The sequence below is a fragment of the Oleiphilus messinensis genome, from assembly GCF_002162375.1.
Lineage (GTDB): Bacteria > Pseudomonadota > Gammaproteobacteria > Pseudomonadales > Oleiphilaceae > Oleiphilus > Oleiphilus messinensis.
The window spans coordinates 2,417,893-2,441,617 of record NZ_CP021425.1; the positions used below are offsets into that span (position 1 = coordinate 2,417,893).

The following is a 23,725-nucleotide window of genomic DNA, read 5'->3' on the forward strand; positions in this document are numbered from 1 at the left end:
GCGATACGGTTCTGAGTTGGGGGCTTTAGCAGTTAACGAAATACTTGACTAAACCTACTTATACACAGTATTTTGTACAGTATTGTTTTCTCATGGATGGAGGTGATGATTATGGCTGAATTTTTATCGATTGGCGCTGCCGCTTTTCTGCTGGGTGTGGCCGTTTCCACCCTTCGTCGCTGGGAAAAAGAATCACGATTTTTCTTAGATTTCCGTGCGCCGGGTGGCCATCGTCGTTACGCGCTTGATAAACTTTTAGCCTTTTGCGGTCAGTCGACTGCTAATGAGCAACGCAGAACGATCTGTTATGCACGCGTCTCTTCTCATGATCAGAAAAAAGATTTGCAAACGCAAATTGCGCGATTGCATGGTTCACGTAGTCGTAAAAATCAACGAGCCATCGCCTAGTGGATACGCCAACGAAAACACTCACCTTTGAAACCCGGCTTGATTTGATTCATGAGCAGGATGCGGCATTGTGCCAATATGCCGAGCTGTGGAATCAAGTGAAGTTTCGTTGGTTTGCTAACTTACAAAAGCCTAAAGCCCAGCAATTGAATCGTACCCAGTTTATGCATGAAATGGGGATGCCGTTCAGCTATCGGGTGTTTCAAGGCGTACAGCAAAGCATTAAAGGTTTAATCCAGTCTTACCAAACCAATCGAAACAACCGATTGGTGACGCTGGACGTTAAAATCAAACAGCTGGAGAAGACCCTCAACAAACTCAAGAAGCGCTGTGATCATGTTGCAGAGAAAGGCTGCCCGCAACAGGCGAAACAACTTCGCAACAGGCTACGACAGAAGGCAGCGAAACTGCATCGTTGGCAGCAAAAGCAGGCCGCCTTGGTGGCCGAAAAACAGGAAAACAAAACACCGATTTGTTTTGGTGGTCGAAAGCTGCTGAAAGAGCGTCAAGCGTTAGAAACGGGTTCGGCCATTGAAGGCTGGAAACAACGCTGGCACGAAGCACGACACCGCGAATTTCTATTAGTGGGTTCTCATGATGAATCCTGGGGCTGTCAAAATGCCCAGCTATCGCCCAGTGAGCAAGAAGATGCTTACCAGCTAAAACTCCTGGTGCCCCATCAATTACGCGCCACGTTCGGCACGACCATTAACATTGATCACCTGCAATTCAAGCATGGTAAGGCGGCGATTGCCCAAGCCGTTTGGCAGAATCAGGTTAAAAAACACGATAAATCAATCAAAGGGCAACCCCTGAGTTTTCGATTTAAGCGAGACAAAAAAGGTTGGCGGTTACTCGTTAGCGTGGAAGTGGCAGGACCAACAGAGCAAGCAGAGTGGATCGGTGATGACCAAGGTGTCATCGGTGTGGATGTCAACCCGGATCACTTAGCGGTCGTCGAGCTGGATCGAAACGGTAACCCACTGCAACACCGAACGTTTGACTTACCGTTACACTATAAGAATGATGCTCAACGAGCGGCCATTATTGGGGATACCGTACGAGACCTGATGGACTTTGCCGCACAGCAAAGTAAAGCGGTGGTGATCGAAAAGCTGGATTTTCAGCAAAAGAAACGGCAATACCAAAAGCAGGATCATCCTCAGTATGCCCGCATGTTGAATGCCTTTGCTTACGGTAAGATCAAGGATTTGATTGAAACGCAAAGCATAAAACGCGGCATACGCCTTTATCACATCAATCCTGCTTATACCTCATTACTGGGGCGGATGAAGTATCGCGATCGACACGGTTTTTCAGATCACCATGGGGCCGCGTTAGTGATTGGTCGTCGGCATTATGGCTTTAAAGAAAAGCCGCCAAAACAACTCATTGGTGTTAACGCGAAGGGTACCGTTAAGACCGAGCATCCGCCTGTAAGGATGGCGCTCGGGGATTATCAGTATTACAACAAACTTCAGCGTTGGTACCAACCACTCGAAAAGTCATTAGATTTTCTGAGTGGCTGGCGTCACTTTCGTCGTGTGAATCGGGTTAGTTACTCCGTCGAGGCTCGCCTTGATGGTAGACCGGGCATGAGTCCCGACTTGATTCAGGAAAGCGCTACCCTGCTTTCCGCGCACCCTGTGCTGTAGGGATAGGCTCGTTTAAACCATGAGTAGGTTTAAGCAGGTTTATGAAAACGGTGAGGCACGACACTCGAGCAGGTGAGATATCGTGCCTCGGGGGAACGGTTTAGCTGGCGATCAAGACACGGTCATTTTCGACCTTTACGGTGTAAGTCGGGATACTTACATCGCTTTCTTCAAGACATGTGCCGCTATCAAGGCAATAATGCTGCTTGTATAAGGGAGACGCAACCGTAAGTTTGCCTTGTACATCGCTAATCAGGCCGCGGGAAAGTACATTTGCTTTTCCGATTGGGTCATAGTTTCCCACCGCATACAGGCAGTCCGCTGATGAGGGCCTGAATATCGCGACCTGTTCTCCATTTACGAGTGCGCATATACCGGTATCGGGAGAGATATCATCCAGTCCACATACGTCTAACCAATTGCTCATTTCTATCTCCTAACTACACAGTTTACGTTACACTACGGCGATCAATTGATCTTCGGTGATGCTTTCAAGGGATTTTGCAGATTCCTTCTCTGCCTCTGTTGCAGGGCGAATCTGGCCACGCTCTTTCACAAAAATGACATTGTTATCTTTGTCGTCGGCATTCACAAAGTGCTTGAAGCGTTTCAGTTTTTCCGGACTCTCGATGGTTGTCTTCCATTCGCACTGATAGTTGCCAATGTTCTCGGCCATTTGTGCTTCAAGTTCTGCGCCCAGGCCGAGTTTGTCTTCAACGACCACTTCTTTCAGGTAGTCCAGTCCACCTTCCATGTTGTCCATCCAAACGCTGGTACGTTGCAGTCGATCTGCCGTTTTGATGTAGAACATCAGGAAGCGGTCAACGTATTTGATCAAGGTTGCTTTATCGAGCCCTGTTGCCAGAATATCTGCATGTCGGGGTTTCATGCCGCCATTTCCGCATACGTACAGTGCCCAGCCGTTCTCGGTAGCAATGACGCCGACATCCTTGCTTTGTGCTTCAGCACATTCCCGCGTACAACCTGATACGGCGAACTTCAGTTTGTGAGGGGAGCGTAGACCTTTGTATCGGTCTTCAATTTCAATCGCAAGTCCAACACTGTCGTCCACGCCATAACGACACCAGGTTGAGCCGACACAGGATTTTACAGTACGGACTGATTTGCCGTATGCATGGCCTGTTTCGAATCCGGCATCCACCAGCAAGCGCCAGATTTCCGGTAGTTGGTGTAGTTGTGCACCAAACAGGTCGATGCGCTGTCCGCCTGTGATTTTTGTGTACAGGCCGTACTTTTGTGCGATCTCACCCAGAACAATTAATTTTTCAGGGGTAATCTCGCCCCCGGCAACCCGCGGAACGATAGAGTAGGTTCCATCTTTTTGCATGTTGCCCAGGTAAATGTCGTTGGTATCCTGAAGGCCGATATGGTTGTCTTCAAGGATATAGTCATTCCAGCAGGATGCCAGAATAGAGCCTACGGCGGGTTTGCAGATTTCACAGCCGTGGCCTTTTCCGTGTTTGCTAAGCAGGTCTTTAAACGAGCGGATGTTTTCCACGCGGACAATGTTGTACAGATCCTGGCGGGTGTATGGGAAGTGTTCGCAAATGTCGGTATTGACTTCCACACCCAGTTTTGCCAATTCACTATTCATTACCTGCGTAACCAGTGCGGTACAGCCACCGCAACCTGTGCCTGCTTTCGTAGCGGCTTTAACATCGCCTATCGTCTGTGCACCGTCTTGAACACTGCAACAGATTGCGCCTTTGCTCACGTCATAGCAGGAGCAGATTTGTGCTGTATCTGGCAGGGCATCCGGGCCGAGTAATGGTTTGCTGGCACCATCCAGTGCAGGCAGGATTAATGCTTCAGGGTTGTCCGGAAGTTCGATTTGGTTCAGTGCCATTTGTAGCAGGTTGCCATAATCTTCGGCTTCGCCCACCATGATTGCACCCAACAACAGCTTTTTGTCTGCGCTGACGACAAGTTTCTTGTAAACCTGGTTAACTTCATCTGTGTAGGCATAGCTTAACGCGCCTTCAGAACGGCCATGGCAATCACCAATCGAGGCAACATCAACACCCATCAGCTTCAACTTGGTGCTCATGTCGGCGCCGTCAAAGGTATCTTCACCTTTACCGGTGATGTGTTGAGCGGCAACTTTGGCCATATGGTAGCCTGGTGCGACCAGGCCATAGATCATGCCGCCCCAGAGTGCACATTCGCCAATGGCATAAACGTCCGGGTCGGAGGTTTGGCAGTGGTTGTTAATGACCACACCGCCACGTGGTCCCATATCAAGTTCGCTTTCGCGGGCGATACCGTCTTGTGGACGAATGCCCGCACTAAAAAGGATGAGATCAGTTTCTAGTGACTCACCATCTGCGAACTCCATTTTGTGGAGACATTGATCACCATCGGTGATGTTCTGGGTGTTTTTGGAGGTGTGTACTCTTACCCCCAATTCTTCAATCTTCTTCTTCAGCAGAGCGCCGCCGGCGTCATCTACTTGCACGGCCATCAAGCGAGGTGCGAATTCAACAACATGTGTCTCAAGGCCCAGATCTTTGAGTGCTTTTGCGGCTTCGAGACCAAGCAGGCCACCACCGACAACGACACCGACTTTTGAGTTTTTAGCACCGGCTGTAATATTTTCAAGGTCTTCAATGGTTCGGTAAACAAGACAGTTTTCACGCTCGTGCCCGGGTACTGGAGGAACAAATGGATAAGAACCTGTTGCCAGAACCAGTTTGTCGTACTGAACTTCTTCGCCTGTCTGGGTCGTGATTACTTTGTTTGTCCGGTCAACTTGAGTCGCTTTGGTGTTCAGTTTAATGTCGATACTGTTGGTCTCGAAAAAGCCTTCACTCACCAGGCTCAAATCTTCAGCAGTCTTGCCGGAGAAGTAGGATGACAAATAGACGCGGTCATATGCCGGTCTGGGCTCTTCACATAAAACAGTAACGTTATAGTTGGTATGTTCACCCAGCTCGACCAGGCTTTCCAAAAATTTATGGCCCACCATGCCATTACCAATCACTACTAGGTTCTGTTTAGTTGTCATATCTTATCTCCAAAGCATTTGCGGTCAGGACAAGGTGCCGCGATTGATAACACCTAAAGCAAATAGGGGGCCAACTTTTTAAGTTACTGATATAAAAGGGCTAATTGTATTTTTGTTATTTAAAAATAGAATATTAATGTTTGATGTCAGGGCGTGTGCACGGATATGGTGCGTATCACTAAGAGTTGTGTGAACTGTTTTAGTGATTGGGTTGAATTGGTGCAAAGCTGTTTTTGGTGTGTGACCATAAATGGTGCGTAACAAGGCGATTAACAATTTCAGAGGGAAATAGATACGGTTAGTTGTTGATTTTGAGAAAAAAGGGAATTACAATCTCGCCTCGCTTTTGGGAGATCCCCAACAAGCTCGCCCTCCTTAGCCCGGGTGGCGAAATTGGTAGACGCAAGGGACTTAAAATCCCTCGGTGGCAACACCGTGCCGGTTCGATTCCGGCCCCGGGCACCAGTATGATATATAAATCAAAAGCTTATAGCCTGTATTTGTCTCTATCCACCATAAAACCCGCCAAAATAAAAACGTTGAAAACATTTTCAGCTTTCCTGTTGGCTTTCATACTATTCTTAGTCTTCCCTCATTCAACACACAAAAAACAACGTTATCTACCAAACAACCTTGAACATGATCATCTGATTTCAGTTCAACACGCGAATCGTTTTCACACTTATGGTATGCCCACACTTTTAATTTTACTGGTTTGGAATGAGCCAACCGCGCCGCCTGTTTAATATCAATAAACCCCAGCCACACGTAATACCTGTATTGCCCTGAGCGAAGTCGACAGGCAACCGACTCTGTTCCGGCATTGTCTGCGTGCAAAGCAATATTTCGATAATTGAGTTTAGTGTGGAGAATCATGCGAAAAGCAAACAGAACGACAAGTTTGGTCGCCCATGATCCCTGCATGAGACAATTAATGTGAAAAACCTAGGGTTTACACTAGGGCCTGTTGACGTTTCATATTTAGCCTCTGCCAGCGCTATTTTTTTGTCCAGTCAGGCGCTGCGAGTGTCGTGTAGTTATTCTACATCAACGAGCAGCAACGCATCGGGGCGAAAAAATAGCGCTGGCCCGAAGGGTTGAGCCTGAAATTCGCTCACTCCGCGTCATTCGTCGCTCATTTGGAATAACCAAACCACACGCCTCATTCCTTGACTGAGCGAATTTCAGGCTCAACAGAGGCTAAATATGAAACGTCAACAGATGTATGGACTCCCTCCCAGCAATGGGATTAAGGTTATAAGCGCCTAAACCAAAACCCAGGAGCCCATACAATGAAGAAGCTTAACGTGATTGCCATAGATTTAGCAAAAAATGTTTTTCAGGTTTGTAAAACCGATTATTTAGGTACGGTGTTTTTTAACAAAACAATGAGCCGCAATGCGTTAAAAGAGCTTTTAGTGAAAGAAAAAGTGTCGGTTGTAGCCATGGAGTCTTGTTCTGGTGCTCATTACTTTGCGCGGCATGCTAAAGAAAACGGACATACAGTGAAATCTATTTCAGCCCGCAGTGTGAAGGCCTTTCGCCAAGGGCAGAAAACCGATGCCAATGATGCACTGGCAATCGCAGTGGCAGCAAGGCAGCCTCACATAAAGTTAAGCCGTGTAGTTACATTAGAAGAGCAATGTCTCCAAAGCATGGAATGCATGAGAGACTTGTTGGTCAAACAAAAGGTTAGTCTGAGCAACCAGCTCCGCAGCATTCTGCTTGACCTTGGTTATGCTATCCCTCAAGGAGATAGTCAGTTAAAGCAGTCAATACCCGGAATCCTGGAAGATGCAGAAAATGATTTATCAATACCATTTCGTTCTGTTTTATCCTGTTTGTGGCAGCGTTTCTTGAAAACGATTGAAGAGATTGCGGACGTGGAAAAAACCCTGTTTCGTGAAGTTAGGCAAGACGAGACTTGTCAACGCTTACAAGCCTTGGAAGGTGTGGGGCCGGTAGGAGCTATCGCTTTGAGGATAGTTTTGAGTAATCCGGAGCATTTTAAAAATGGACGAGAGGCATCAGCTTGTGTTGGCGTCACGCCTGTTCAGCATAGTAGCGGCGGCAAAGAAAAGATTGGGTCGATATCGAGATTATCTGGGCATAACAAATTACGTAGTCACTTATTTAAAGGGGCACTGGCGGTGATAAGAAGTCTTGAGAAACGTCCCTGTAGAACACCAAAAGAGGTATGGCTAAAAGACTTGGTCGCGAGACGAGGTAAAAAAGTTGCAGCGATTGCTTTGGCGAACAAAAACGTACGGACAGCTTATGCGTTAATAAAGCAAAACAAAGAGTATAAGCCGCAATTATTAATAGCGGCATAAGTCTTGTCAAAGAGAGCGAAAATATAAACAGGTAAGACCGACCTTCCAGAGACTGATAGGGTCTGAAGTGTTCAACACTGCGCAACAGAATAGTCAGGAAGGTGCGAAAACATCAGTGGCCAGAGGTAGCTCCTCAATTAGAGCCCGTATATAAGAGCGCATCCTGCATGTTTATAGAGTTCTCATTGACAATAAACGGGAGTCCATATAAGGCCCTAGATGTACACCAATAAATTTGATGGTATCATTCCCGAAAAATTTAAATGATAAAGGGAATTTTGATGGAACTCTTTGTTTGTCATGGAAAAGATTTGTCTTGGAACTACTATTTCAAAAACAACATGGACGCGTTGGGATTGAAAACCCCTGACTCTCTATTCGAAACTGCCAAGACAGCATTGGCTACCCTTGCACCAATCGTCGGCGCTGTCGATAAGTTTGGTACAACCGCAACGCTAGGAGAACTCACCACTGGAGCAACACGTGCCGCAGTTGCCACAGAAATTACTATAGCCGGTGCTGCCGTTCTCGCTTCCGGTTATGCAGGTGCAGTCCTCGGAAGCATCTTTGTTGCCACAATCTATACGGAAAAATGTGATACCAAGAGCATGCCAAGAACCCGTGGGCAAATGGGCAGAAAACACCGGGTTGCGCGCTCTAATGTCTTGGACTTTGGCAAAGAAAACGGTGTGTATGCCAATTGGTTTGAACCAATTTTGACTAAGCACCCTGAAATCTTCGATGATGAAGTAGTGTCTAAAACCCATCGTCGAAACTTTATTCAGAAAAATAAGCGGGTGACCTATGGATAAGCTGAAGGATAATGCATTGCTGATAATCATTGCACTGGGAGCTGCCATCGCCAGTTGGGCCTTTTTTGCCTATTCAGGAAAACAAGCTTTTGACATATTGATGGGCGCGTTATTGATTGCCTTATTTGTAGACAATCGCCATCTTAGAAAAGAACTCAAAAAAAAGCGCCAACACTGAGATAGCGCATCGAAGAGCCTCCTGCATGGATTTGCTAAAGAGGTCGCGACACCTGCACAGTGGATGTGACTGCCGTGAGAGTGCGGCGCATACGGCTCCAATCAAATCAGCCAACCAAGTTTTTTAAATAATCGGGGCGTGTCAGCCTTCGGCTAGGTAGATGTTCATTTACCGAATTGACCCATACGAGCCATTCTTTTTTGTATTGCCAGAAGCGCTCCAGATCAGTAAACTGCCAGAAGAACCCTGACTTGGTGAACCGCTTGCGGGCAATTGCAGCCCCATCAGCCGTACCAAGGCAGGGCTTTTTTTTGAATAGCTTTTTCGGTCAGCCAGCCAACCATTCATTTTTATTCAGCAGACGTAGCTTTTCTGCCATTGCAAAGGTAGAGGCTTGATTGGCCTGCATCTCTTCTCGTTTCAACCGTTCAAACGTTTTCCAGTGCATACCCTTCGGTTTCTCCCATACAGACTCAAAGAGGTTGTTTGATGCGTTGACACGAGACCTTATCTTTCGAGCCTTCCTCATCATACGATCAAATGGGTTTGTTCATCCAATTGGTATCAATTGGTTGTTCTTTGTGCATCTATATGTGGATCCTGAGCCATTGCATAGTTCTTTCTCGGATACTTGAAGGACAACAGGGTAGAATGATTGAGTGGTCAATAGAAAAGATTCAAATTGCGGAGTAACCGCTTTTAATATAGGAGCTTTGCGGATAGCATTTGCCTAAGATAAATACTGGTAGAATTTCAAGGAATTTCATGGACGAGCAGACATTAAGTAGTTTAGCTGCCGCATACAATTCAGCTCCATCTTCTGAATTGGCGAAAATACTCATATTTGCCCATATTGATAAAGGAGATATTAAGTCGGCTCTTCCATATTTGAATCAGGACGACTTGAATCTGACTGGAGATGATCTTGATAGATTGATCGAGAACTTAGTTGATAATGATTTAATTGACTCATTAAGTAGGCATTGTGAGCGATTGGGAGTTGAAGAGCTTCGTAGAGCTATCTATTGGTTAATTGAAAACTCTCATTCTGAAACAGCAAAATCTATTTATATCAGCGGTAAGTCGCGTGACGTGTCTCTTCGCTCAGAAGAGTTGGACGATAAATTTCAGGTTTCAGAAGAAAGAGTTAAATTAAAGGTAGTAGAAAAAGTAGATTTTGGTGACGTAACTAAACTGGCTCGTTATAGGGAAGAAACCACTACTTTTGACGATGTAGTTGGATTGAGCCAGATAAAGAAACAAATCCACAAGAAAATTATTCTGCCTTTTCAGAAGCCCTCACTGTTTCAGCGTTTTAAAAAGAAAGTTGGTGGTGGAGTCCTGCTTTATGGTCCTCCCGGATGCGGGAAAACTCTATTGGCAAGGGCGACCGCAGGTCAATGTAGTGCTTCGTTCTTCAACATAGAAATTTCAGACGTACTCGATATGTACATCGGGGAATCAGAGCAGAAACTTCACGCAATATTCGAGAAAGCGAGAGCGGAAACGCCGAGTGTGTTGTTCTTTGATGAACTTGAGGCGCTGGCGGGCAAGCGAGAGCACGCAAGAAATAGCTCTACAAGTAATACTATTAGCCAATTCTTAACAGAGTTGGATGGGTTCTCCCAAAATAATGAAGGTGTACTTGTTTTAGCTTCTACTAATGTGCCTTGGTCGATTGATGCCGCGTTTCTGAGACCAGGTCGATTTGACCGTATGTTCTTTGTTTCGCCTCCAGATAAAGAAGCTCGACAATCAATTCTAGAACATCACATGAAGGATAGGCCTTCTTTGCCTGATATTGATTTTAGGTCTCTAGCTATGAAAACGCCGGGTTATTCAGGAGCTGATTTGGCAAACTTGGTTGATATGGCTGCTGATGAAGCGATTGAAGAGTCTATTGAAGCGGACAAGGATGTGGAAATTTCGTCTAGACATTTTAAGGACGCTCTAAGTGATAGCAGAGCAACTACGACTGAATGGTTAACTACAGCCAGAAATTATGCACGCTACGCGAATGATGGTGGCAGGTATGATGATGTTTTGGAGTTTTTGAAGAAACATGGAAAGTAAAATGCAGACTTATCAGATCATAGATGAGCCAAAGCCAAGGGCCTATGAAAATCTAGTTACAGACCCCTTGGCAATATTCTTCGTTTGTATGTTTGTACCGTTCTTGTGGATGCCTCCTTTGCTAGGAAAGTATTGGATACCGCCCCTTTGGTTGTTGCTGAACAGCTTTTTTATGGGAAGCCCTACATTTAAGAAAGAAGTTTTGATAGTTGCTCTCGGAACTATTGGGTTGTTTGCTCTTTTTGTTGGATTTGGCGTGTTAGCAGATCGTACTGATCAAGAGCTGTTTACGGAGCAGTTTGCTCCATATTTGAGAGTACTGGCGCAAGCTGGTTTCTTCTTTACTCTTTATTTGATAGTGACTAAACAAGCTGGCCCGTATGAAATTCATAAGTATCTAAAAGAGCAGGCAGCCAATCAATGAACGAATACAAGATTGAAAATGCTTGGCGCTACTATCATCAGGGATTGCATGATATGGCAATTGATACTTTGAAAGAAGTCTTGGCTGATGATCCGAATGATGCTTTTGCTCACGGTTTGCTATCTGCGAACCTTCTAGCGAAAGGTAGACTTCATGCATCTGAGTACGAACTTAAAATTGCCCTTAATATTGATCCTAGTAATAGTTTCCTTTACTTGGTATATGCTCGTATAAACATATTCAAGAAAAAGCCCAAGAAGGCGCTCGAATATTGTGATCAGGTATTATCAATAGATACGGATAGCTCTGAAGCGCACTTATTAAAAAGTGAAGTTCTTATGCTCTTGGGAAAAAGACAGGAAGCTTTGCACTCTATACAGTCAGCAGCCAATTTAGCTCCAGACTCTCCAAGAATAGTGATTGCCTTTGGAGAGTATTATCTGGCGATTGGTGATCTACAAGCTGCTCATAATTATGCACTTGAAGCGTTGGCGATGCACGCTCAAGACGAAGATGGAAATTTGTTGATGGGCAAAGTGATGTTGGCGAAAGGTGATATTGAAGAAGCCGAGTATCACGCAAAGTTCGTAATTATACATAACCCTAACTCTCGTGATGCGTTGACTCTTCTTGGCAATATTAAGATGAGGAAAAATGTGTTCTTGGGTCTATGGTGGCGATTCAATTCCAAGTTGTCGACCCTAACCCAGATCAAAGGGTGTTTGGCGTTGATCGTCGCATATCTGTTCTTTAATTTGTTTTCTCTAGTTGTAAAAGATCTTGGATATCCTATAGCTTCATTCTGGGTTTCTATTTCGTGGCTAGCGATAGTGGTGTATTCGTGGATAGGTATACCTTTTTACCATAAGGCAATGAAAAAAGAGCTTGAATCGTTTTCATTCAATCAGAAATTTTAGGTCTACTCGATTTAGGTATCAGGGGGTGCGTTAGGCTCTATAGGTAAATGGAATGTTACGAAAAGTATTGGGAAGTCCAACTCTTGATAGTCGAGATCGAAGGGCAACTTTATCTTCAATACGAAGCATCCTCATACCGCTGATAAAGCTGCTTCAATTGACCTGTCGCATGCAATTTACTCATCCCTTTATCCCATAAATCTGCGAAGAAGCGTCCTTTTTCCGAGTCACGGTATACCATGTAGTACTTCGGGCCTTGGATGACATCGACCAGAATTGCAATTTCGTCGGTCAGGCCGTGTTCTTCGGCGACTTTGGGCAGGATGTTGTTGTAGTCCAGAATGAAGTCCAGTCTGTCCTGAGTCAGCATTTTTAGAGCGCTTTCCAGGTGATAGTACTCGAATAGCTTCACGGGTACGGTAACAACGCCGTATTTGTCGAATTTGTAGCCGTTTTCCCAGGCAACGCGCTTGTTTTCCAGTGTTTTCTGGCCTTGCCAAGTGATGTTTTCGGTTTTCTGGTAAGCGACGCTGACATGTTCTATACCCAAATGCCATTTTGGTATGACGGCATCCGGAACGGCATAGCCTGCAGCGAAGGCATCGACGTCGGAGTCTGTATCCTCTGATACATTATAATCACAGCGTTTAAATGGTGCGTATTGGACTCGTACTGATATGCCCGCATCTGCATAAATCAAACGCCAGAGCTCATGGTACAGACCCGTGCCATTTTTTTCAGTGTAGTTTGGCCATTCCGGGGTGCAGATCAGTATGTGGTTGTTCGAGGTATTCTGCTGTGCAAACACGTTTGCGGTGTAGCTGAAAACCGCGGCAGTTAAACACAACCAAAAGATGTTCACTCCGTTAATACCTCGACGTTACTGGCCATTGAAATTAAGGCGAAATTGTACCGTTTGATTAAACTCGGTAAAACCAAGTGCTTCATAAAGTAAGCTTATACTAATTGAAAATTAAATCATCCGGTGAGCTTGCGACAGTTTCTGGTGTGCATTGTGACCTCGAAATGATCAGTCACTTGTGCGATGATGTCAGCCTTTGCGGCTTGCTGTTCCGGCGGTAGGCGCTAGCCGGCTCTTGGGTTCTCAGGGAAAGATATTGTATCGTCTGACTGGATTGTGTCGTATGGAATGGAAGTTCGTATTTATGGCATGCTTTAATTTGTGCTCGATGCTTTTTAAACAGAGGCAGATGCTAGCGTTATGTTTCTGTTTTGCCTTACCTGCTTCTGCTGCCGATATCATACTTAAAGCCGGGTTACCGGCTTTTCCGCCTTTTGCCTATCCCGATGAAGCGACAGAGCGGGGCGTGGTTGTTGATATCTATAAAATGCTCGAGAAAGAACTGAAAGTAAAAATCGACATTAAATATTATCCCTATCCTCGAGTCGTGAGAAGTATGCGGAACGGGGATCTGGATGTCGCCATAATTTTCAAGAATGATACATTATCCTCTGATGTTACGTATGTGGGTGAAGTTTCCAAATCCAAAGTCGTTATTATTCCCCGCAAAGGCGTGTCAGTGGATTGCTATGAAGACCTGTATAAGTTGAATGATATCGCGGTGGTGCGGCGCGCCAATTATGAGCCCCGTTTTGATTCTGACAGCAAGTTGAATAAAGTGCCGGTACTGGATTATGTTTTGGGCATGCGCATGATGATGGCGAATCGAATGGATGCCATTATCGGATCTCAATCCGGTTTGCAGGAGACCATCCACACCATCGGCTCGGACTGGACTGCGTTGGGCGAGCCTTTTTTATTGTCCGAAAAAGAATGGTGGGTGCATCTGTCGAGAAAATCACCTCACCAAGAGTTGGCCCCAATTATTAAAAAAAAGTTGGAAGCGATCTATAAGAAAGATCTGGTGTGGGAGCTTTATGCGCAATCGAAAAGGGCTCCCGCACAAGTGAATTAGATTTTATTTTGATGTGATGGGCGCTTTGGTGTTGAGTTGGGTTTTTAAAGAGAGAAGGAATTGTTAAGTGAGCGATATCCTATCAGGCTCTGAATCATACTGAAAAGTTAGCCGAATTATGCGAACAATTACTGGCTGTAGAGGCATCCCGCAGCCATCTGCGGTTAGCCATGAGAATTTGTCCCGAGCAACAGGATCGATGGCAGCGGAAAGCCCTGGCGCTCATGACTCGGCTGAACGCGATTGATCAGATTGAGCTACTATTGGCGTTGCAGCAATATGAGCAGGCGATCGATGTCGCGATAGATCAATTTGAAGATTTGAAAGGCTGCTATTACAACCACCTGCTTCGTGTGCTTGAGCAAAGCCCCGAAACTTGCGGATTGCTCAAAGTGGTTATTTATCGCTGCTTGCTTTTGGATGTATTGGACCGTGCTTACACGAAAGCGTACACCTATGGTGCCCGCTACTTAAAAGCGCTAAGCGTCCTGGATGCAGAAATAAATGATTACCAGAAACTCGATACCCATTCAGAATTCGAGGTTTATCTGAATGAACGGCATGGCCGTAAACGGAGCTTCTGGGCGTTACTGTAGTTCGCTTATTGATCAACCAATCCCGAGCCGCTTCGCGCGCCGCAATAGTGCCTGTGCAGCGGTCACCACGGGCATGTCGATCATTTTGCCTTCAAACTCCACGGCACCGCGGCCTTCCCGTAATCCGGCTTCGTAGGCTGCGATGATGCCTTTGGCTTTTTGTAATTCAGCGGCACTTGGACTGAGTTCTTCGTTGAGAATTTTGGCCTGTGTCGGGTGAATACAGAGTGCGCCTGCGAACCCCATTTGTTTTGCCAGTGTAATCCGGCCTCGGAAGATATCCAGGTCGCTGTAGTCGGCAATGGACGCAGGAAAACCCAGTGGCACAATCCCTGCGCGACGACAGGCAAAGACAATCATCTGACTGGGGTAGTGCAGCGTTTCCGGTATGGAGGCCATGCCTGCACTGGTCGAGAAGTCCTCGGTACCCAGTGACAGGGCAATTAACCGCTGGTTTGACTGGGCGATCGCATCCAGTTCCGGCAGAGCGTCAACAGATTCGATCATGGCGATGAGCAGGGTGTGTCCCAGTTTCATACCACGTTCTTTTTCCAACAGGTCAATGGTATTGGTGATGGCAAAAACCTGTTCTGCACTTTCAACTTTGGGCAGTACGATACCTTGAATGGCTGGATCAATCGATGCTTCCAGATCCCGTCGGGCCATGTCCATGTCTATATTGATGCGTACAAGAGCCGATGCTCCTGCGCTTGATACTTTGTGTGCTGCGGGTACGACACAGGTTCGTGCATGTTGTTTCTCCGGGAGCGGAACGCTGTCTTCCAGGTCCAGAATGTAGGCATCGGCGCCCCGTGTATGCGCTTTGTCTACAAATTTATCAATATGTACGGGGATAAAAAGCAGCGACCGCCATCCGGGGTATTCGGGCTTGGGTAGCGTCATAGTGTGTTCTCCGGTTTGGTTTCTATTTTAACGTCCCTTGGATTTTCATGCACAGGGCATTGTCCTGATCCGAACTCCACAATTCAAAAGTATTATCATTCAGTTTTCCGGCTAAACCAATCCGGTTCTGGTCAAATGTGGGCCGTACAGCTTTGAAGTTATAGTTTGCGATTTTGATTTCGGGATGCTGTTTTTGGAATTGATTTAATAACAGCGTTACTAACAAGGGGCCATGAACCACCAACCCGGGATAGAACTCCTGCTCCGTAGCATAGGTTCGGTCATAGTGAATCCGGTGGCCATTGTAGGTTAGCGCGCTGTACCGGAATAGCAGGACAGGGTCTGCCGATATAGCCAACTGCCAGTCCGGATTGGCTGGCGGACTTTGGGGGGGCGGAAGCGGGGCATCGGGTGCAGGGTGTTCACGATAGACGATGTTTTGAATTTGTGAAACGCAGATTTCTTCATTCTGGCTGATGCTATGGTGTACTTTTACAAAAATCAGTGTTCCGCTTTTGCCTTGTTTGAGGTCCACGGATTCAATTTTCGAGTTTCGAGTTGCAGGCAAACCGACTCGAATCGGGCGCTGTTGTGAAACTTCACCGGCGGCCCACATGCGCCTCGGTAACGGTACCGGGGGCAGGAATCCGCCTTTCTGTGGGTGTCCGTCTGCACCGGTAGCGGAGGCTCGGGGTGTGGGTAAAAAGTAGAGCCATTCCCAAAATGGCGGGAGTTCGTCACCTTTATCTATCAGTAGATGATGATCCAGTGCGGCCGCCAGTGCTTTCGCTGGAAACAATGTAATATCATCGGTTTGGGTTTCTGTTTTTCCTATCCATGAAGTGAGCCGGGGTAGATCGATGTGTTCAAGTGGGATTGAAGTCATCTGTTGCGCTCCAGTTTTATTGTGTTGTTCAAGCCTCAGGCCCGGCGATTATGCCTTGATCGTGTAGCTTGCCGATTGTCGGTGAATCGAAACCCAGTATATTTGCGAGTATTTCGTCGGTATGTTCGCCGAGTCGAGGGGCGGGTGTTGCCGGAAGACGCTCAATCCCGGAAAAATCCCAGGGCGATCCCGCTGCAAGGTAACGCCCGATACCGGGCTGCTCGATTTGACTGAACATCGGGTTGTGCGTAGAACAACTTTCTTCCTGCTCGACCAGGTCTTTAATGGTTCGGTAACGGCTCCAGCAGACGCCTTCCCGGTCGAATGCAGTTTGCAGTTGTGTGATGCTGTGTTGGCTGATCCATTGGCTGATGATTTCCGCGATGTGGTCCCGGGCTTTAAAGCGTTCACCTTCAAGGTTCAGATCGATATTCAGTGACGTTGATAATTCCTCCATCGCGGCGAGGGTCTCCGTTGCCCGACACAGTGCTCGCCATTGTTTGAGTGTGAGACCGACCACCATGACGCGAACATCGTCTGCAGTGGTGAAATCTCGTCCGAATGCACCAAACAAGTCATTTCCATAACGCTCTCGTTCAGTGCCAAGTTGTGCTTCGGCGATAAATCCCAAGTGCCCCATTGCAGCCAAAGCGGCATCTTCCAGTGCCAGCTTGATATGTTGTCCTTGTCCTGTTCGATATCGATTGCGTTCAGCGGCGAGGATGCCCAGAGCGGCCATTTGTCCGGTCACTAAATCCCATGCAGGGAGTACGTGATTACAAGGACTTATACTGTCTCTGGGGCCAGTCAGAAAGGGGAGCCCGATAGCGGGGTTTACGGTGTAATCCACCGCAGAACCGCCGTGTCGATCCCCCTGAATGGTGAGTTGAATTAAATCTTCACGGTGTTGTTTGAGTTCGTTGTAGTTGAGCCAGCCTTTCGCGGGAAAATTGGTTAATAAAAATCCCGAATCTTTGCCGGGAGCGGTGATCAATTGCTGCGCAATTTCTGACCCCTTCGGATCCCGAAAATTAATGGTGATGGATTTTTTGGCTTTGTTGAGCCCATTCCAGAACAAGCTCTGATTGGTTTCGGTTACGGGCCAGCGTCGATAATCCAGGCCGCCGCCGATATTGTCGATACGAATGACTTCTGCACCCAGTTGTGCCAGAGTCATTCCTCCCAATGGTGCAGCGACAAAAGCAGACGCCTCTACCACACGCATTCCTGCAAGAATACCTTTCATCGGAAATTTCCTGTTTTTATTTTTCAAGTTTTGGAAAATAGTCTACGTTGTTGCATTAATCGAATTTTTGTTTATTTTTTCGCCATTGTTCAATGGCAAGTTTGTGGCGAAAAACAAACGATTAGCAGCGCTCATGTGAGTCCGTATGATCAAAAACAATACAAGCACAGCACCTGAAAATTGTAAATTGCATTCCCTGTTAGCCGGGTGGGGCGCGTAATGCACGCTGTTGTGTTTACGTCCACTGGCGACGTCGAAAACCTGCGATTGGTTGATTTGCCCGTTCCCGTCCCCGGACCCGGTGAAGTAAGAGTCCGGTTCACGTCAATAGGCTTGAATCGTGGTGATATCTTGTACCCCGAAGGGAAATACTTTTATGGCCCAAGCTTTCATACCTATCCTTCGCAATCGACACCGGTATCCCGAATTGGTTTCGAAGGCGCAGGGGTTGTGGATGCGGTTGGGCCTGATTGTGAATGGCGCAAGGGGGACCGGGTCGCTGTTCGGCCAATGTGTTTTGATATCTCGACGCAGGGCACTTTAGCGGAATACGGCATCTATCGAGAAGAGCAATTGCTGAATACACCGAGTGCGCTGGAAGATTTAGCGGCCGGGGCATTGTGGATGTCATACTTGACCGCTTGGGGCGGTTTGATTCATGCCGGAGGGTTATGTGCCGGGCAGACCTGTGTGATTACTGCGGCGTCTAGTGCAGTTGGTTTAGCGGCGATTCAGGTGGCCCGATTCTGCGGCGCCCGCGTGATCGCCACAACTACATCAGAGTCAAAGGCGGAGCGTTTGCGGGCCCTTGGGGCTGATGCCGTCATTGTTACGGGTCGGGATGACTATGTCACCATGCTCCATGAATTTAGTCAGCAAAAGGGTAGTGATCTGGTTTTTGATGCCGTTGCAGGTCCCCAATTCCGGGAGTTGATCCGGGGGGCGCGTCGCGGTAGCACGATTGTTATTCACGGCATGTTGGATCGAAAGCCCATGGAGGTACATGCCGGCGTGCTCATGAAGCGCTGGTTAAGTTTACGTGGCTACAGGGTGGACAGTCTGTTAGCTGATAAGACCAGCCTCGAAAAGGCTGTTAGACAGATCGAAAACGGGGTGAGCTCCGGTGTTTTCAAACCGGAAATTTCCGGTGCATTCAGCTTGTCGGAATTCAAACTTGCATTCTCTGCGCTGCGTGGGAATAAACACATCGGGAAAATTGTAATCACCCCTTAACAATCACAAATCTTTGCGTTCCAAAAACAAAAATAAAACCGGAGCCAAATAGTGAATTCTGCATCAGACTGGAAGGCTCAGAATCTGATGGGCTGTAGGATTGTTTCCACTGTTTGGATATTTAAAAACTCAGTTTAAGTGAATTACGTTTCGCTTGAATTGCCCCTACAGTGACCATCGGGAGGTTTCGTTGTCCCAGCAGAACAATGTGCGTATTCAACAGGCTACGCAAGCAATGGATGCGGTTCAGAGTATATTGAATCGTGCGTTTTCATACCTTAAACAGCAAACCAAAGGGCCCGACGGGCGGCTATCCGCGACCCGCCTGGACGACTATCAACTTGTTTCCTATGACCTGGCGTTTTGTGCTGCAGAAGTTCGGGCGGCGCGGAGTATGTTGCAAGTGGCTGAGGGAAGGCTGAACGATGAGCACTTCCCGTTTGAAGAACGCACTGCAGTCCTGTTTTGTGCGGAGATTATTGAGAATATTCGAGCACGTATACAGCCACGCTATCGAGAGTATGGCTTGACCCGCGAGCTCCTGGCAGAAACCCTTGAGACTCAATCGGTACTGGAATTTTGTGAATCAGAGCTGTCTACCCTGCGTTATGTCGAACTGGGAGGGATGGTGCTGTCTCAAACCGCCCATTATGGTGAGCCCGAGCTGGATGAAGATAAGGCCATCATGCGTGAAACGTTTCGGGATTTCGCCACCGAGATTGTGCAACCCCTTTCTGAATCGATTCACCGTGAAGATTTAATTGTACCGGACGAAATATTGCAACCGTTGACTGAAATGGGGTGTTTTGGCCTCTCCATACCGGAGCAATATGGCGGCTTGCAGCCTGATACCCGGGAAGACAACATGGGGATGATTGTGGTGACCGAGGAACTGTCCAGAGGCTCACTTGCGGCTGCTGGAAGTTTGATCACCCGCCCCGAGATCCTCTCCAGAGCTTTGCTTGCCGGTGGGACTGAAGATCAAAAAAAATCATGGTTACCGAAACTGGCGAGCGGGGAAACTTTATGTGCAGTAGCCATTACTGAGCCGGATTATGGCTCGGATGTGGCGGGTATGAAACTTCGTGCCGAAAAAGTTGAAGGTGGGTGGATCCTGAACGGCGCAAAAACCTGGTGTACGTTTGCAGGGAAAGCCAGCGTGTTGCTCACTCTTGCCCGAACAAACCCGGACCGGACCCTGGGCCACAAAGGGTTGAGTATGTTTCTGGTGGAAAAACCAGGCAGCGACGGACACGAGTTTCAACATCAGCAGAATCGGGGTGGCATGATCACAGGCAAGGCGATAACCACTATTGGATACCGTGGCATGCATTCCTATGACGTCTTTTTTGATCAGTATTTTGTCCCGGATTGTAACCTGCTGGGTGAGGAGGCGGGGCTGGGCAAGGGATTCTATTACACCATGGCTGGCTTTGCCGGGGGGCGTATTCAAACCGCCGCACGGGCAAATGGCGTGATGAAGGCCGCATTAGAGCAAGCATTGCGCTACGCTCGAGAGCGTAAAGTTTTTGGAGCTCCGATCGGCGAATACCAGCTTTCCATGGTTAAACTGGCCCGAATGGTTACGTTGCTGCGGGCATCCCGGTTATTCACATACGCTGTAGGGGGCTTAATGGATCGTGGTGAAGGGCAGATGGAAGCCAGCCTGGTTAAGCTGTTTGCGTGTAAAACCTCTGAGTGGCTGTGTCGCGAAGCCATGCAAATTCACGGTGGTATGGGTTACGCGGAAGAATCCGCAGTCAGTCGATACTGGATAGATTCCAGGGTGCTATCGATATTCGAAGGCGCAGAAGAAACTTTGGCATTGAAGGTGATTGCCCGGTCATTGATTGAAAACGCGCGCGAATAAGCTTCGGATTGAGTATTCACTGATTTGCAGTATTTCGGTAACCCAGAGAACGAAATTGACCATGACACAAAAACAACATCAAATTTATGGATCAGACGAAAAGCAGATCAAGGATCGACCCTGGATCTTCCGGACCTACGCCGGACATACCAATGTATGGGCGTCGAATGCACTTTATCGGGAAAACCTTGCGAAAGGGCAGACTGGCCTGAGTATCGCTTTGGATTTGCCGACCCAGTGCGGTTATAGCTCTGATCACCCCATTGCTGCTCCTGAAATTGGTAAGGTCGGTGTACCTATCAACTCCCTTGATGACTTCCGGGTCTTGTTTGACAACATACCTTTAGCGCAAATGAACACATCAATGACGATCAACGGAACAGCGATGTGGCTGATGGCACTGTATATCGCCCTTGCAGAGGAGCGTGGTGTTGATCTGGCGGAATTAAAAGGTACCACCCAGAACGATCTGATCAAAGAGTATTTAGCCCGGGGAACCTACATCTTTCCACCGGAAGATTCGATGCGCTTGATCGTCGATATGTACGAATACTGCTTACACCATGTACCTGCCTGGAATGCGTCCAACATTTGCTCCTATCATCTGCAAGAGGCCGGCGCAACACCCGTTCAGGAGCTTGCTTTCGCGCTGGTAAACGCCATTACCATACTGGATGCAATTCGTGACCGTAAATGCTTTAGCGCCGATGAGTTTGAGCGTTGTGTCGGTCGGATATCTTTCTTCGTAAATTCGGGCATGCGATTTATCGAGGAAATGTGCAAAATGCGGGCATTTTGCGAAATGTGGGATGAGATTACGCGGGAACGATACGGCATCAAGAATCCGAAATACCGTCGTTTCCGGTATGGTGTGCAAGTTAATTCTTTGGGGTTGACCGCTGAGCAGCCCGAGAACAATGCCTGGCGTATCTTGTTGGAAACGCTCGGCGTGACGCTAAGCCGCAAGGCTCGTTGCAGAGCGCTGCAATTACCGGCCTGGAATGAGGCTTTGTCGCTGCCGCGCCCTTGGGATCAGCAATGGTCATTACGCATACAGCAGATTCTGGCCTATGAAACCGACCTGTTGGAATACCCTGATTTGTTTGATGGTTCACCGGTTATTGCGTCCAAAGTGACCGAGTTAAAACAGCTTGCTTACACCGAAATCTATAAAATTCTGGATATGGGAGGGGGGATCGCCGCAGTTCGGTCTGGCTACATGAAAGCGGCATTGGTGTCATCCCAACAAGACAGGTTACAGCGTCTTGCTGATGGTGATCAGATAGTTGTCGGTAAAAACCGGTGGACGGAGGGGACACGCTCTCCACTCCTGAGTGATCGTGATGGGGGCGTGTTCAAAGTGGATGCGAGTGCGGCGCAAAAAACGGTGGAAGCGTTACGACAGACCCGCCAAAAACGGGATGATCAGGCCGTTACACATGCCCTGGCACAATTGTCGGAAGCGGCATCCAGTGGCGCAAATCTGATGTTGCCCTCCATTGCTTGCGCGAAAGCAGGGGTCACAACGGGGGAATGGACGGAAACCTTGAGAGCAGTATTTGGCGATTACCGGCCGCCAACGGGAGTTGAGGGGCAAAATCTCATCTCAAACGGTCAACGCGTAGAGTCGGTGCGCAACAAGGTTGACGCATTTATAAGCAGTTTTGGTTATCGGCCCAAAATTCTGGTGGCCAAACCGGGCTTGGATGGTCATTCCAACGGCGCTGAAATGATCTCGGTAGCCGCACGGAACGCGGGGTTTGAGGTGATTTACTTTGGTATTCGCCTGACGCCCGAGGAGATTGTGCAATCTGCAATTGAAGAGAATGTTGATGTGATCGGTGTTTCGCTGTTGTCGGGGTCTCACAACGAGATAATGGCCGAGGTGTTTCGTCTGTTGAGCGAACAGGGTGCAAACGATCAGATATCGGTTGTGCTTGGCGGAATCATACCAGATTCAGACTACGAACAATTGAAGAGCATCGGAGTGCAACGGATTTATTCACCAAAAGATTATGACCCTATGGCGGTGATGGAAGACATCACAGCATTAATTCACGGTTCGAATTTGCGTTCCTGATCGAGCCGGACAGGTGAGAATCATGGCGTGGTGAAACGGGTGGATCAGTAAAAATGCAGTCATCTGAATTGAGGTTGGCACCCGAACAATTAATCCTTTGGGTGGAGAAAGCATTGGATCTGGAAAAGTGGTCGATTGCCCGCTTGGTCTCTGTTTTCGAAACAGAAACTGCGCAAGCCAGTGTGTGCCGAACGACTGTCGAAGCAGCCCTCGCAGAGCGTTCCGGCCAGTGTCGGAATGCTTATATAGTCGGTATAACCGGAATGCCAGGGGCCGGTAAATCAAGCCTGATCGGTGTCCTCTGTCGGCAAATTCTCATGACGCACCCAACCCTGTCAGTGGCGGTGCTTGCGGTCGATCCCAGCAGTCCTGAATCCGGTGGTGCTCTGCTGGGGGACAGAACTCGAGTTCAGCTTCCTGTGGGTGAAAAACGCCTGTTTTTTCGATCGCAATCTACTGGACTTTCTTTGGGCGGGATCGGGGCCAAAACATTTCAGGTGATCCGGTTGCTACGTCACCTTTTTGATCTGGTCATCATTGAAACCGTGGGCATTGGGCAAAATGAAGTTAATGTTCAAAAAATCTGCCATCACGTGCAACTGGTTCTGCAGCCTTTCAGCGGTGATCAGGTGCAGTTTATGAAAGCGGGTGTGATGGAAATACCCGATAGTTTTGTTATCAACAAATGCGATGAGACCCAAATGGCGCAAGAGAGCTTGCACATGCTCAGTACGAGTCTGACTGTAACGGGGCGGGCGGTTTCTAGTGAACGCTCAAATAAACAGCGGCAACAGAAAAAAGTCCTGTTAACCAGTGCGACCCAGAATACTGGCGTATCAGAATTAGCTGATTTCATGTTGTGTTTGCGGGAATGCGCACCTCGAACCTCGTTTTACGAAATGGAAATGGCGTTTTTGCGAGACCGCGCTGAACAGGCTTTTGGGACCTACGGCAAAAGGTGTTTGGATCACCTGCTGTCCGCCGGTGAAAACTCGGTGAATAAGACAAATAATTTATATGGCGGACTGAAATCATATGATCAGTTCGAAGCCAGTTTTTTCGCCATGATGCAGCGCAGTCTGCCCACGCCGGAGTACTTCAAAGAACAATATTTACTCAATACACCCAAGGTAAATGCACGTTAACTTG

At 47.6% G+C, this 23,725-nt stretch carries 20 protein-coding genes and 1 tRNA gene; 15 read left to right on the forward strand and 6 right to left on the reverse strand.

What is annotated here, in order from left to right:
- Positions 1 to 111 precede the first annotated feature (111 nt).
- Complete coding sequence (locus OLMES_RS10585; protein WP_087464433.1) at positions 112 to 408, forward strand: MerR family DNA-binding transcriptional regulator; 297 nt, start codon at positions 112 to 114, stop codon at positions 406 to 408.
- Positions 408 to 2,063 (forward strand): IS200/IS605 family accessory protein TnpB-related protein, encoded by a 1,656-nt coding sequence (locus tag OLMES_RS10590; RefSeq protein ID WP_087461240.1) that lies wholly within the window; start codon positions 408 to 410, stop codon positions 2,061 to 2,063. Before OLMES_RS10585 ends, OLMES_RS10590 begins: the two co-directional genes overlap by 1 nt.
- A 100-nt stretch (positions 2,064 to 2,163) precedes the next feature.
- On the opposite strand, the gene nirD is transcribed toward OLMES_RS10590, so the two are convergent.
- Positions 2,164 to 2,490, reverse strand: coding sequence for a nitrite reductase small subunit NirD (nirD, locus tag OLMES_RS10595; RefSeq protein WP_087461241.1), 327 nt, complete (start codon positions 2,488 to 2,490; stop codon positions 2,164 to 2,166).
- Positions 2,491 to 2,517: 27 nt separating this feature from the next.
- Positions 2,518 to 5,088, reverse strand: coding sequence for a nitrite reductase large subunit NirB (gene nirB / locus OLMES_RS10600; protein WP_087461242.1), 2,571 nt, complete (start codon positions 5,086 to 5,088; stop codon positions 2,518 to 2,520).
- A 378-nt stretch (positions 5,089 to 5,466) separates the two neighbouring features.
- On the opposite strand from nirB, the gene OLMES_RS10605 reads away from it, so the two are divergent.
- From OLMES_RS10605 to OLMES_RS10645, 7 genes are all read left to right on the forward strand, one after another.
- Positions 5,467 to 5,553: transfer RNA gene (locus tag OLMES_RS10605), tRNA-Leu, on the forward strand.
- 827 nt (positions 5,554 to 6,380) lie between these two features.
- Positions 6,381 to 7,421, forward strand: a complete 1,041-nt coding sequence (locus OLMES_RS10615; RefSeq protein WP_087459475.1) for an IS110 family RNA-guided transposase — start codon at positions 6,381 to 6,383, stop codon at positions 7,419 to 7,421.
- A gap of 281 nt (positions 7,422 to 7,702) precedes the next feature.
- The gene (locus OLMES_RS10620; protein ID WP_087461244.1) at positions 7,703 to 8,233 is read left to right on the forward strand and encodes a hypothetical protein; all 531 of its coding nucleotides are present in this window, start codon (positions 7,703 to 7,705) and stop codon (positions 8,231 to 8,233) included.
- Entirely contained in the window at positions 8,226 to 8,411 is a 186-nt protein-coding gene (locus OLMES_RS10625) for a hypothetical protein (RefSeq protein WP_087461245.1), read from the forward strand. Before OLMES_RS10620 ends, OLMES_RS10625 begins: the two co-directional genes overlap by 8 nt.
- A gap of 765 nt (positions 8,412 to 9,176) precedes the next feature.
- Entirely contained in the window at positions 9,177 to 10,484 is a 1,308-nt protein-coding gene (locus OLMES_RS10635) for an ATP-binding protein (protein ID WP_087461247.1), read from the forward strand.
- A complete protein-coding gene (locus OLMES_RS10640; protein WP_157678255.1) occupies positions 10,474 to 10,908 on the forward strand; it encodes a hypothetical protein in 435 nt (144 codons plus the stop codon). Before OLMES_RS10635 ends, OLMES_RS10640 begins: the two co-directional genes overlap by 11 nt.
- Positions 10,905 to 11,825: a tetratricopeptide repeat protein gene (locus OLMES_RS10645; RefSeq protein ID WP_087461249.1), complete on the forward strand. Its 921-nt coding sequence runs from the start codon at positions 10,905 to 10,907 to the stop codon at positions 11,823 to 11,825. The genes OLMES_RS10640 and OLMES_RS10645 overlap by 4 nt, the downstream gene beginning before the upstream one ends.
- Before the next feature lie 115 nt (positions 11,826 to 11,940).
- On the opposite strand, the gene OLMES_RS10650 is transcribed toward OLMES_RS10645, so the two are convergent.
- Positions 11,941 to 12,687, reverse strand: a complete 747-nt coding sequence (locus OLMES_RS10650; protein ID WP_157678256.1) for a substrate-binding periplasmic protein — start codon at positions 12,685 to 12,687, stop codon at positions 11,941 to 11,943.
- A 349-nt stretch (positions 12,688 to 13,036) separates the two neighbouring features.
- Here OLMES_RS10650 and OLMES_RS10655 point away from each other — a divergent pair, with 349 nt between their 5' ends.
- Complete coding sequence (locus tag OLMES_RS10655) at positions 13,037 to 13,762, forward strand: substrate-binding periplasmic protein (protein ID WP_157678257.1); 726 nt, start codon at positions 13,037 to 13,039, stop codon at positions 13,760 to 13,762.
- A gap of 158 nt (positions 13,763 to 13,920) precedes the next feature.
- The gene (locus OLMES_RS10660; RefSeq protein ID WP_408635154.1) at positions 13,921 to 14,358 is read left to right on the forward strand and encodes a DUF6880 family protein; all 438 of its coding nucleotides are present in this window, start codon (positions 13,921 to 13,923) and stop codon (positions 14,356 to 14,358) included.
- A 12-nt stretch (positions 14,359 to 14,370) separates the two neighbouring features.
- On the opposite strand, the gene OLMES_RS10665 is transcribed toward OLMES_RS10660, so the two are convergent.
- The 3 genes from OLMES_RS10665 to OLMES_RS10675 are packed head-to-tail and all read right to left on the reverse strand — an operon-like array spanning position 14,371 to position 17,393.
- Complete coding sequence (locus OLMES_RS10665; protein WP_087461253.1) at positions 14,371 to 15,261, reverse strand: HpcH/HpaI aldolase/citrate lyase family protein; 891 nt, start codon at positions 15,259 to 15,261, stop codon at positions 14,371 to 14,373.
- 22 nt (positions 15,262 to 15,283) lie between these two features.
- Positions 15,284 to 16,147, reverse strand: coding sequence for a MaoC family dehydratase N-terminal domain-containing protein (locus tag OLMES_RS10670; protein WP_087461254.1), 864 nt, complete (start codon positions 16,145 to 16,147; stop codon positions 15,284 to 15,286).
- A gap of 28 nt (positions 16,148 to 16,175) precedes the next feature.
- Complete coding sequence (locus OLMES_RS10675; RefSeq protein WP_087461255.1) at positions 16,176 to 17,393, reverse strand: CoA transferase; 1,218 nt, start codon at positions 17,391 to 17,393, stop codon at positions 16,176 to 16,178.
- A 219-nt stretch (positions 17,394 to 17,612) separates the two neighbouring features.
- On the opposite strand from OLMES_RS10675, the gene OLMES_RS10680 reads away from it, so the two are divergent.
- The 4 genes from OLMES_RS10680 (at position 17,613) to OLMES_RS10695 (ending at position 23,721) form a co-directional block, all read left to right on the forward strand.
- Positions 17,613 to 18,626 (forward strand): zinc-dependent alcohol dehydrogenase family protein, encoded by a 1,014-nt coding sequence (locus tag OLMES_RS10680; RefSeq protein ID WP_087461256.1) that lies wholly within the window; start codon positions 17,613 to 17,615, stop codon positions 18,624 to 18,626.
- Between the two features lie 190 nt (positions 18,627 to 18,816).
- Positions 18,817 to 20,496 carry an acyl-CoA dehydrogenase family protein gene (locus OLMES_RS10685; protein ID WP_157678258.1) on the forward strand — a complete coding sequence of 560 codons (1,680 nt, stop codon included), beginning with the start codon at positions 18,817 to 18,819 and terminating at the stop codon, positions 20,494 to 20,496.
- Between the two features lie 61 nt (positions 20,497 to 20,557).
- Positions 20,558 to 22,576, forward strand: a complete 2,019-nt coding sequence (locus OLMES_RS10690; RefSeq protein WP_087461258.1) for a protein meaA — start codon at positions 20,558 to 20,560, stop codon at positions 22,574 to 22,576.
- Positions 22,577 to 22,629: 53 nt separating this feature from the next.
- Positions 22,630 to 23,721: a P-loop NTPase family protein gene (locus tag OLMES_RS10695; protein ID WP_087461259.1), complete on the forward strand. Its 1,092-nt coding sequence runs from the start codon at positions 22,630 to 22,632 to the stop codon at positions 23,719 to 23,721.
- Positions 23,722 to 23,725 lie beyond the last annotated feature (4 nt).

What these genes read in the sequence shown, in the direction of transcription:
- OLMES_RS10625 (WP_087461245.1), top strand. Translation starts at nt 8,226, where the DNA reads ATGGATAAGCTGAAGGATAATGCATTGCTGATAATCATTGCACTGGGA.
- nirD (WP_087461241.1), bottom strand. Translation starts at nt 2,490, where the DNA reads ATGAGCAATTGGTTAGACGTATGTGGACTGGATGATATCTCTCCCGAT.
- OLMES_RS10670 (WP_087461254.1), bottom strand. Translation starts at nt 16,147, where the DNA reads ATGACTTCAATCCCACTTGAACACATCGATCTACCCCGGCTCACTTCA.
- OLMES_RS10665 (WP_087461253.1), bottom strand. Translation starts at nt 15,261, where the DNA reads ATGACGCTACCCAAGCCCGAATACCCCGGATGGCGGTCGCTGCTTTTT.
- OLMES_RS10620 (WP_087461244.1), top strand. Translation starts at nt 7,703, where the DNA reads ATGGAACTCTTTGTTTGTCATGGAAAAGATTTGTCTTGGAACTACTAT.
- OLMES_RS10635 (WP_087461247.1), top strand. Translation starts at nt 9,177, where the DNA reads ATGGACGAGCAGACATTAAGTAGTTTAGCTGCCGCATACAATTCAGCT.
- OLMES_RS10640 (WP_157678255.1), top strand. Translation starts at nt 10,474, where the DNA reads ATGGAAAGTAAAATGCAGACTTATCAGATCATAGATGAGCCAAAGCCA.
- OLMES_RS10645 (WP_087461249.1), top strand. Translation starts at nt 10,905, where the DNA reads ATGAACGAATACAAGATTGAAAATGCTTGGCGCTACTATCATCAGGGA.
- OLMES_RS10655 (WP_157678257.1), top strand. Translation starts at nt 13,037, where the DNA reads ATGCTAGCGTTATGTTTCTGTTTTGCCTTACCTGCTTCTGCTGCCGAT.
- OLMES_RS10690 (WP_087461258.1), top strand. Translation starts at nt 20,558, where the DNA reads ATGACACAAAAACAACATCAAATTTATGGATCAGACGAAAAGCAGATC.
- OLMES_RS10675 (WP_087461255.1), bottom strand. Translation starts at nt 17,393, where the DNA reads ATGAAAGGTATTCTTGCAGGAATGCGTGTGGTAGAGGCGTCTGCTTTT.
- nirB (WP_087461242.1), bottom strand. Translation starts at nt 5,088, where the DNA reads ATGACAACTAAACAGAACCTAGTAGTGATTGGTAATGGCATGGTGGGC.
- OLMES_RS10615 (WP_087459475.1), top strand. Translation starts at nt 6,381, where the DNA reads ATGAAGAAGCTTAACGTGATTGCCATAGATTTAGCAAAAAATGTTTTT.
- OLMES_RS10680 (WP_087461256.1), top strand. Translation starts at nt 17,613, where the DNA reads ATGCACGCTGTTGTGTTTACGTCCACTGGCGACGTCGAAAACCTGCGA.
- OLMES_RS10695 (WP_087461259.1), top strand. Translation starts at nt 22,630, where the DNA reads ATGCAGTCATCTGAATTGAGGTTGGCACCCGAACAATTAATCCTTTGG.
- OLMES_RS10585 (WP_087464433.1), top strand. Translation starts at nt 112, where the DNA reads ATGGCTGAATTTTTATCGATTGGCGCTGCCGCTTTTCTGCTGGGTGTG.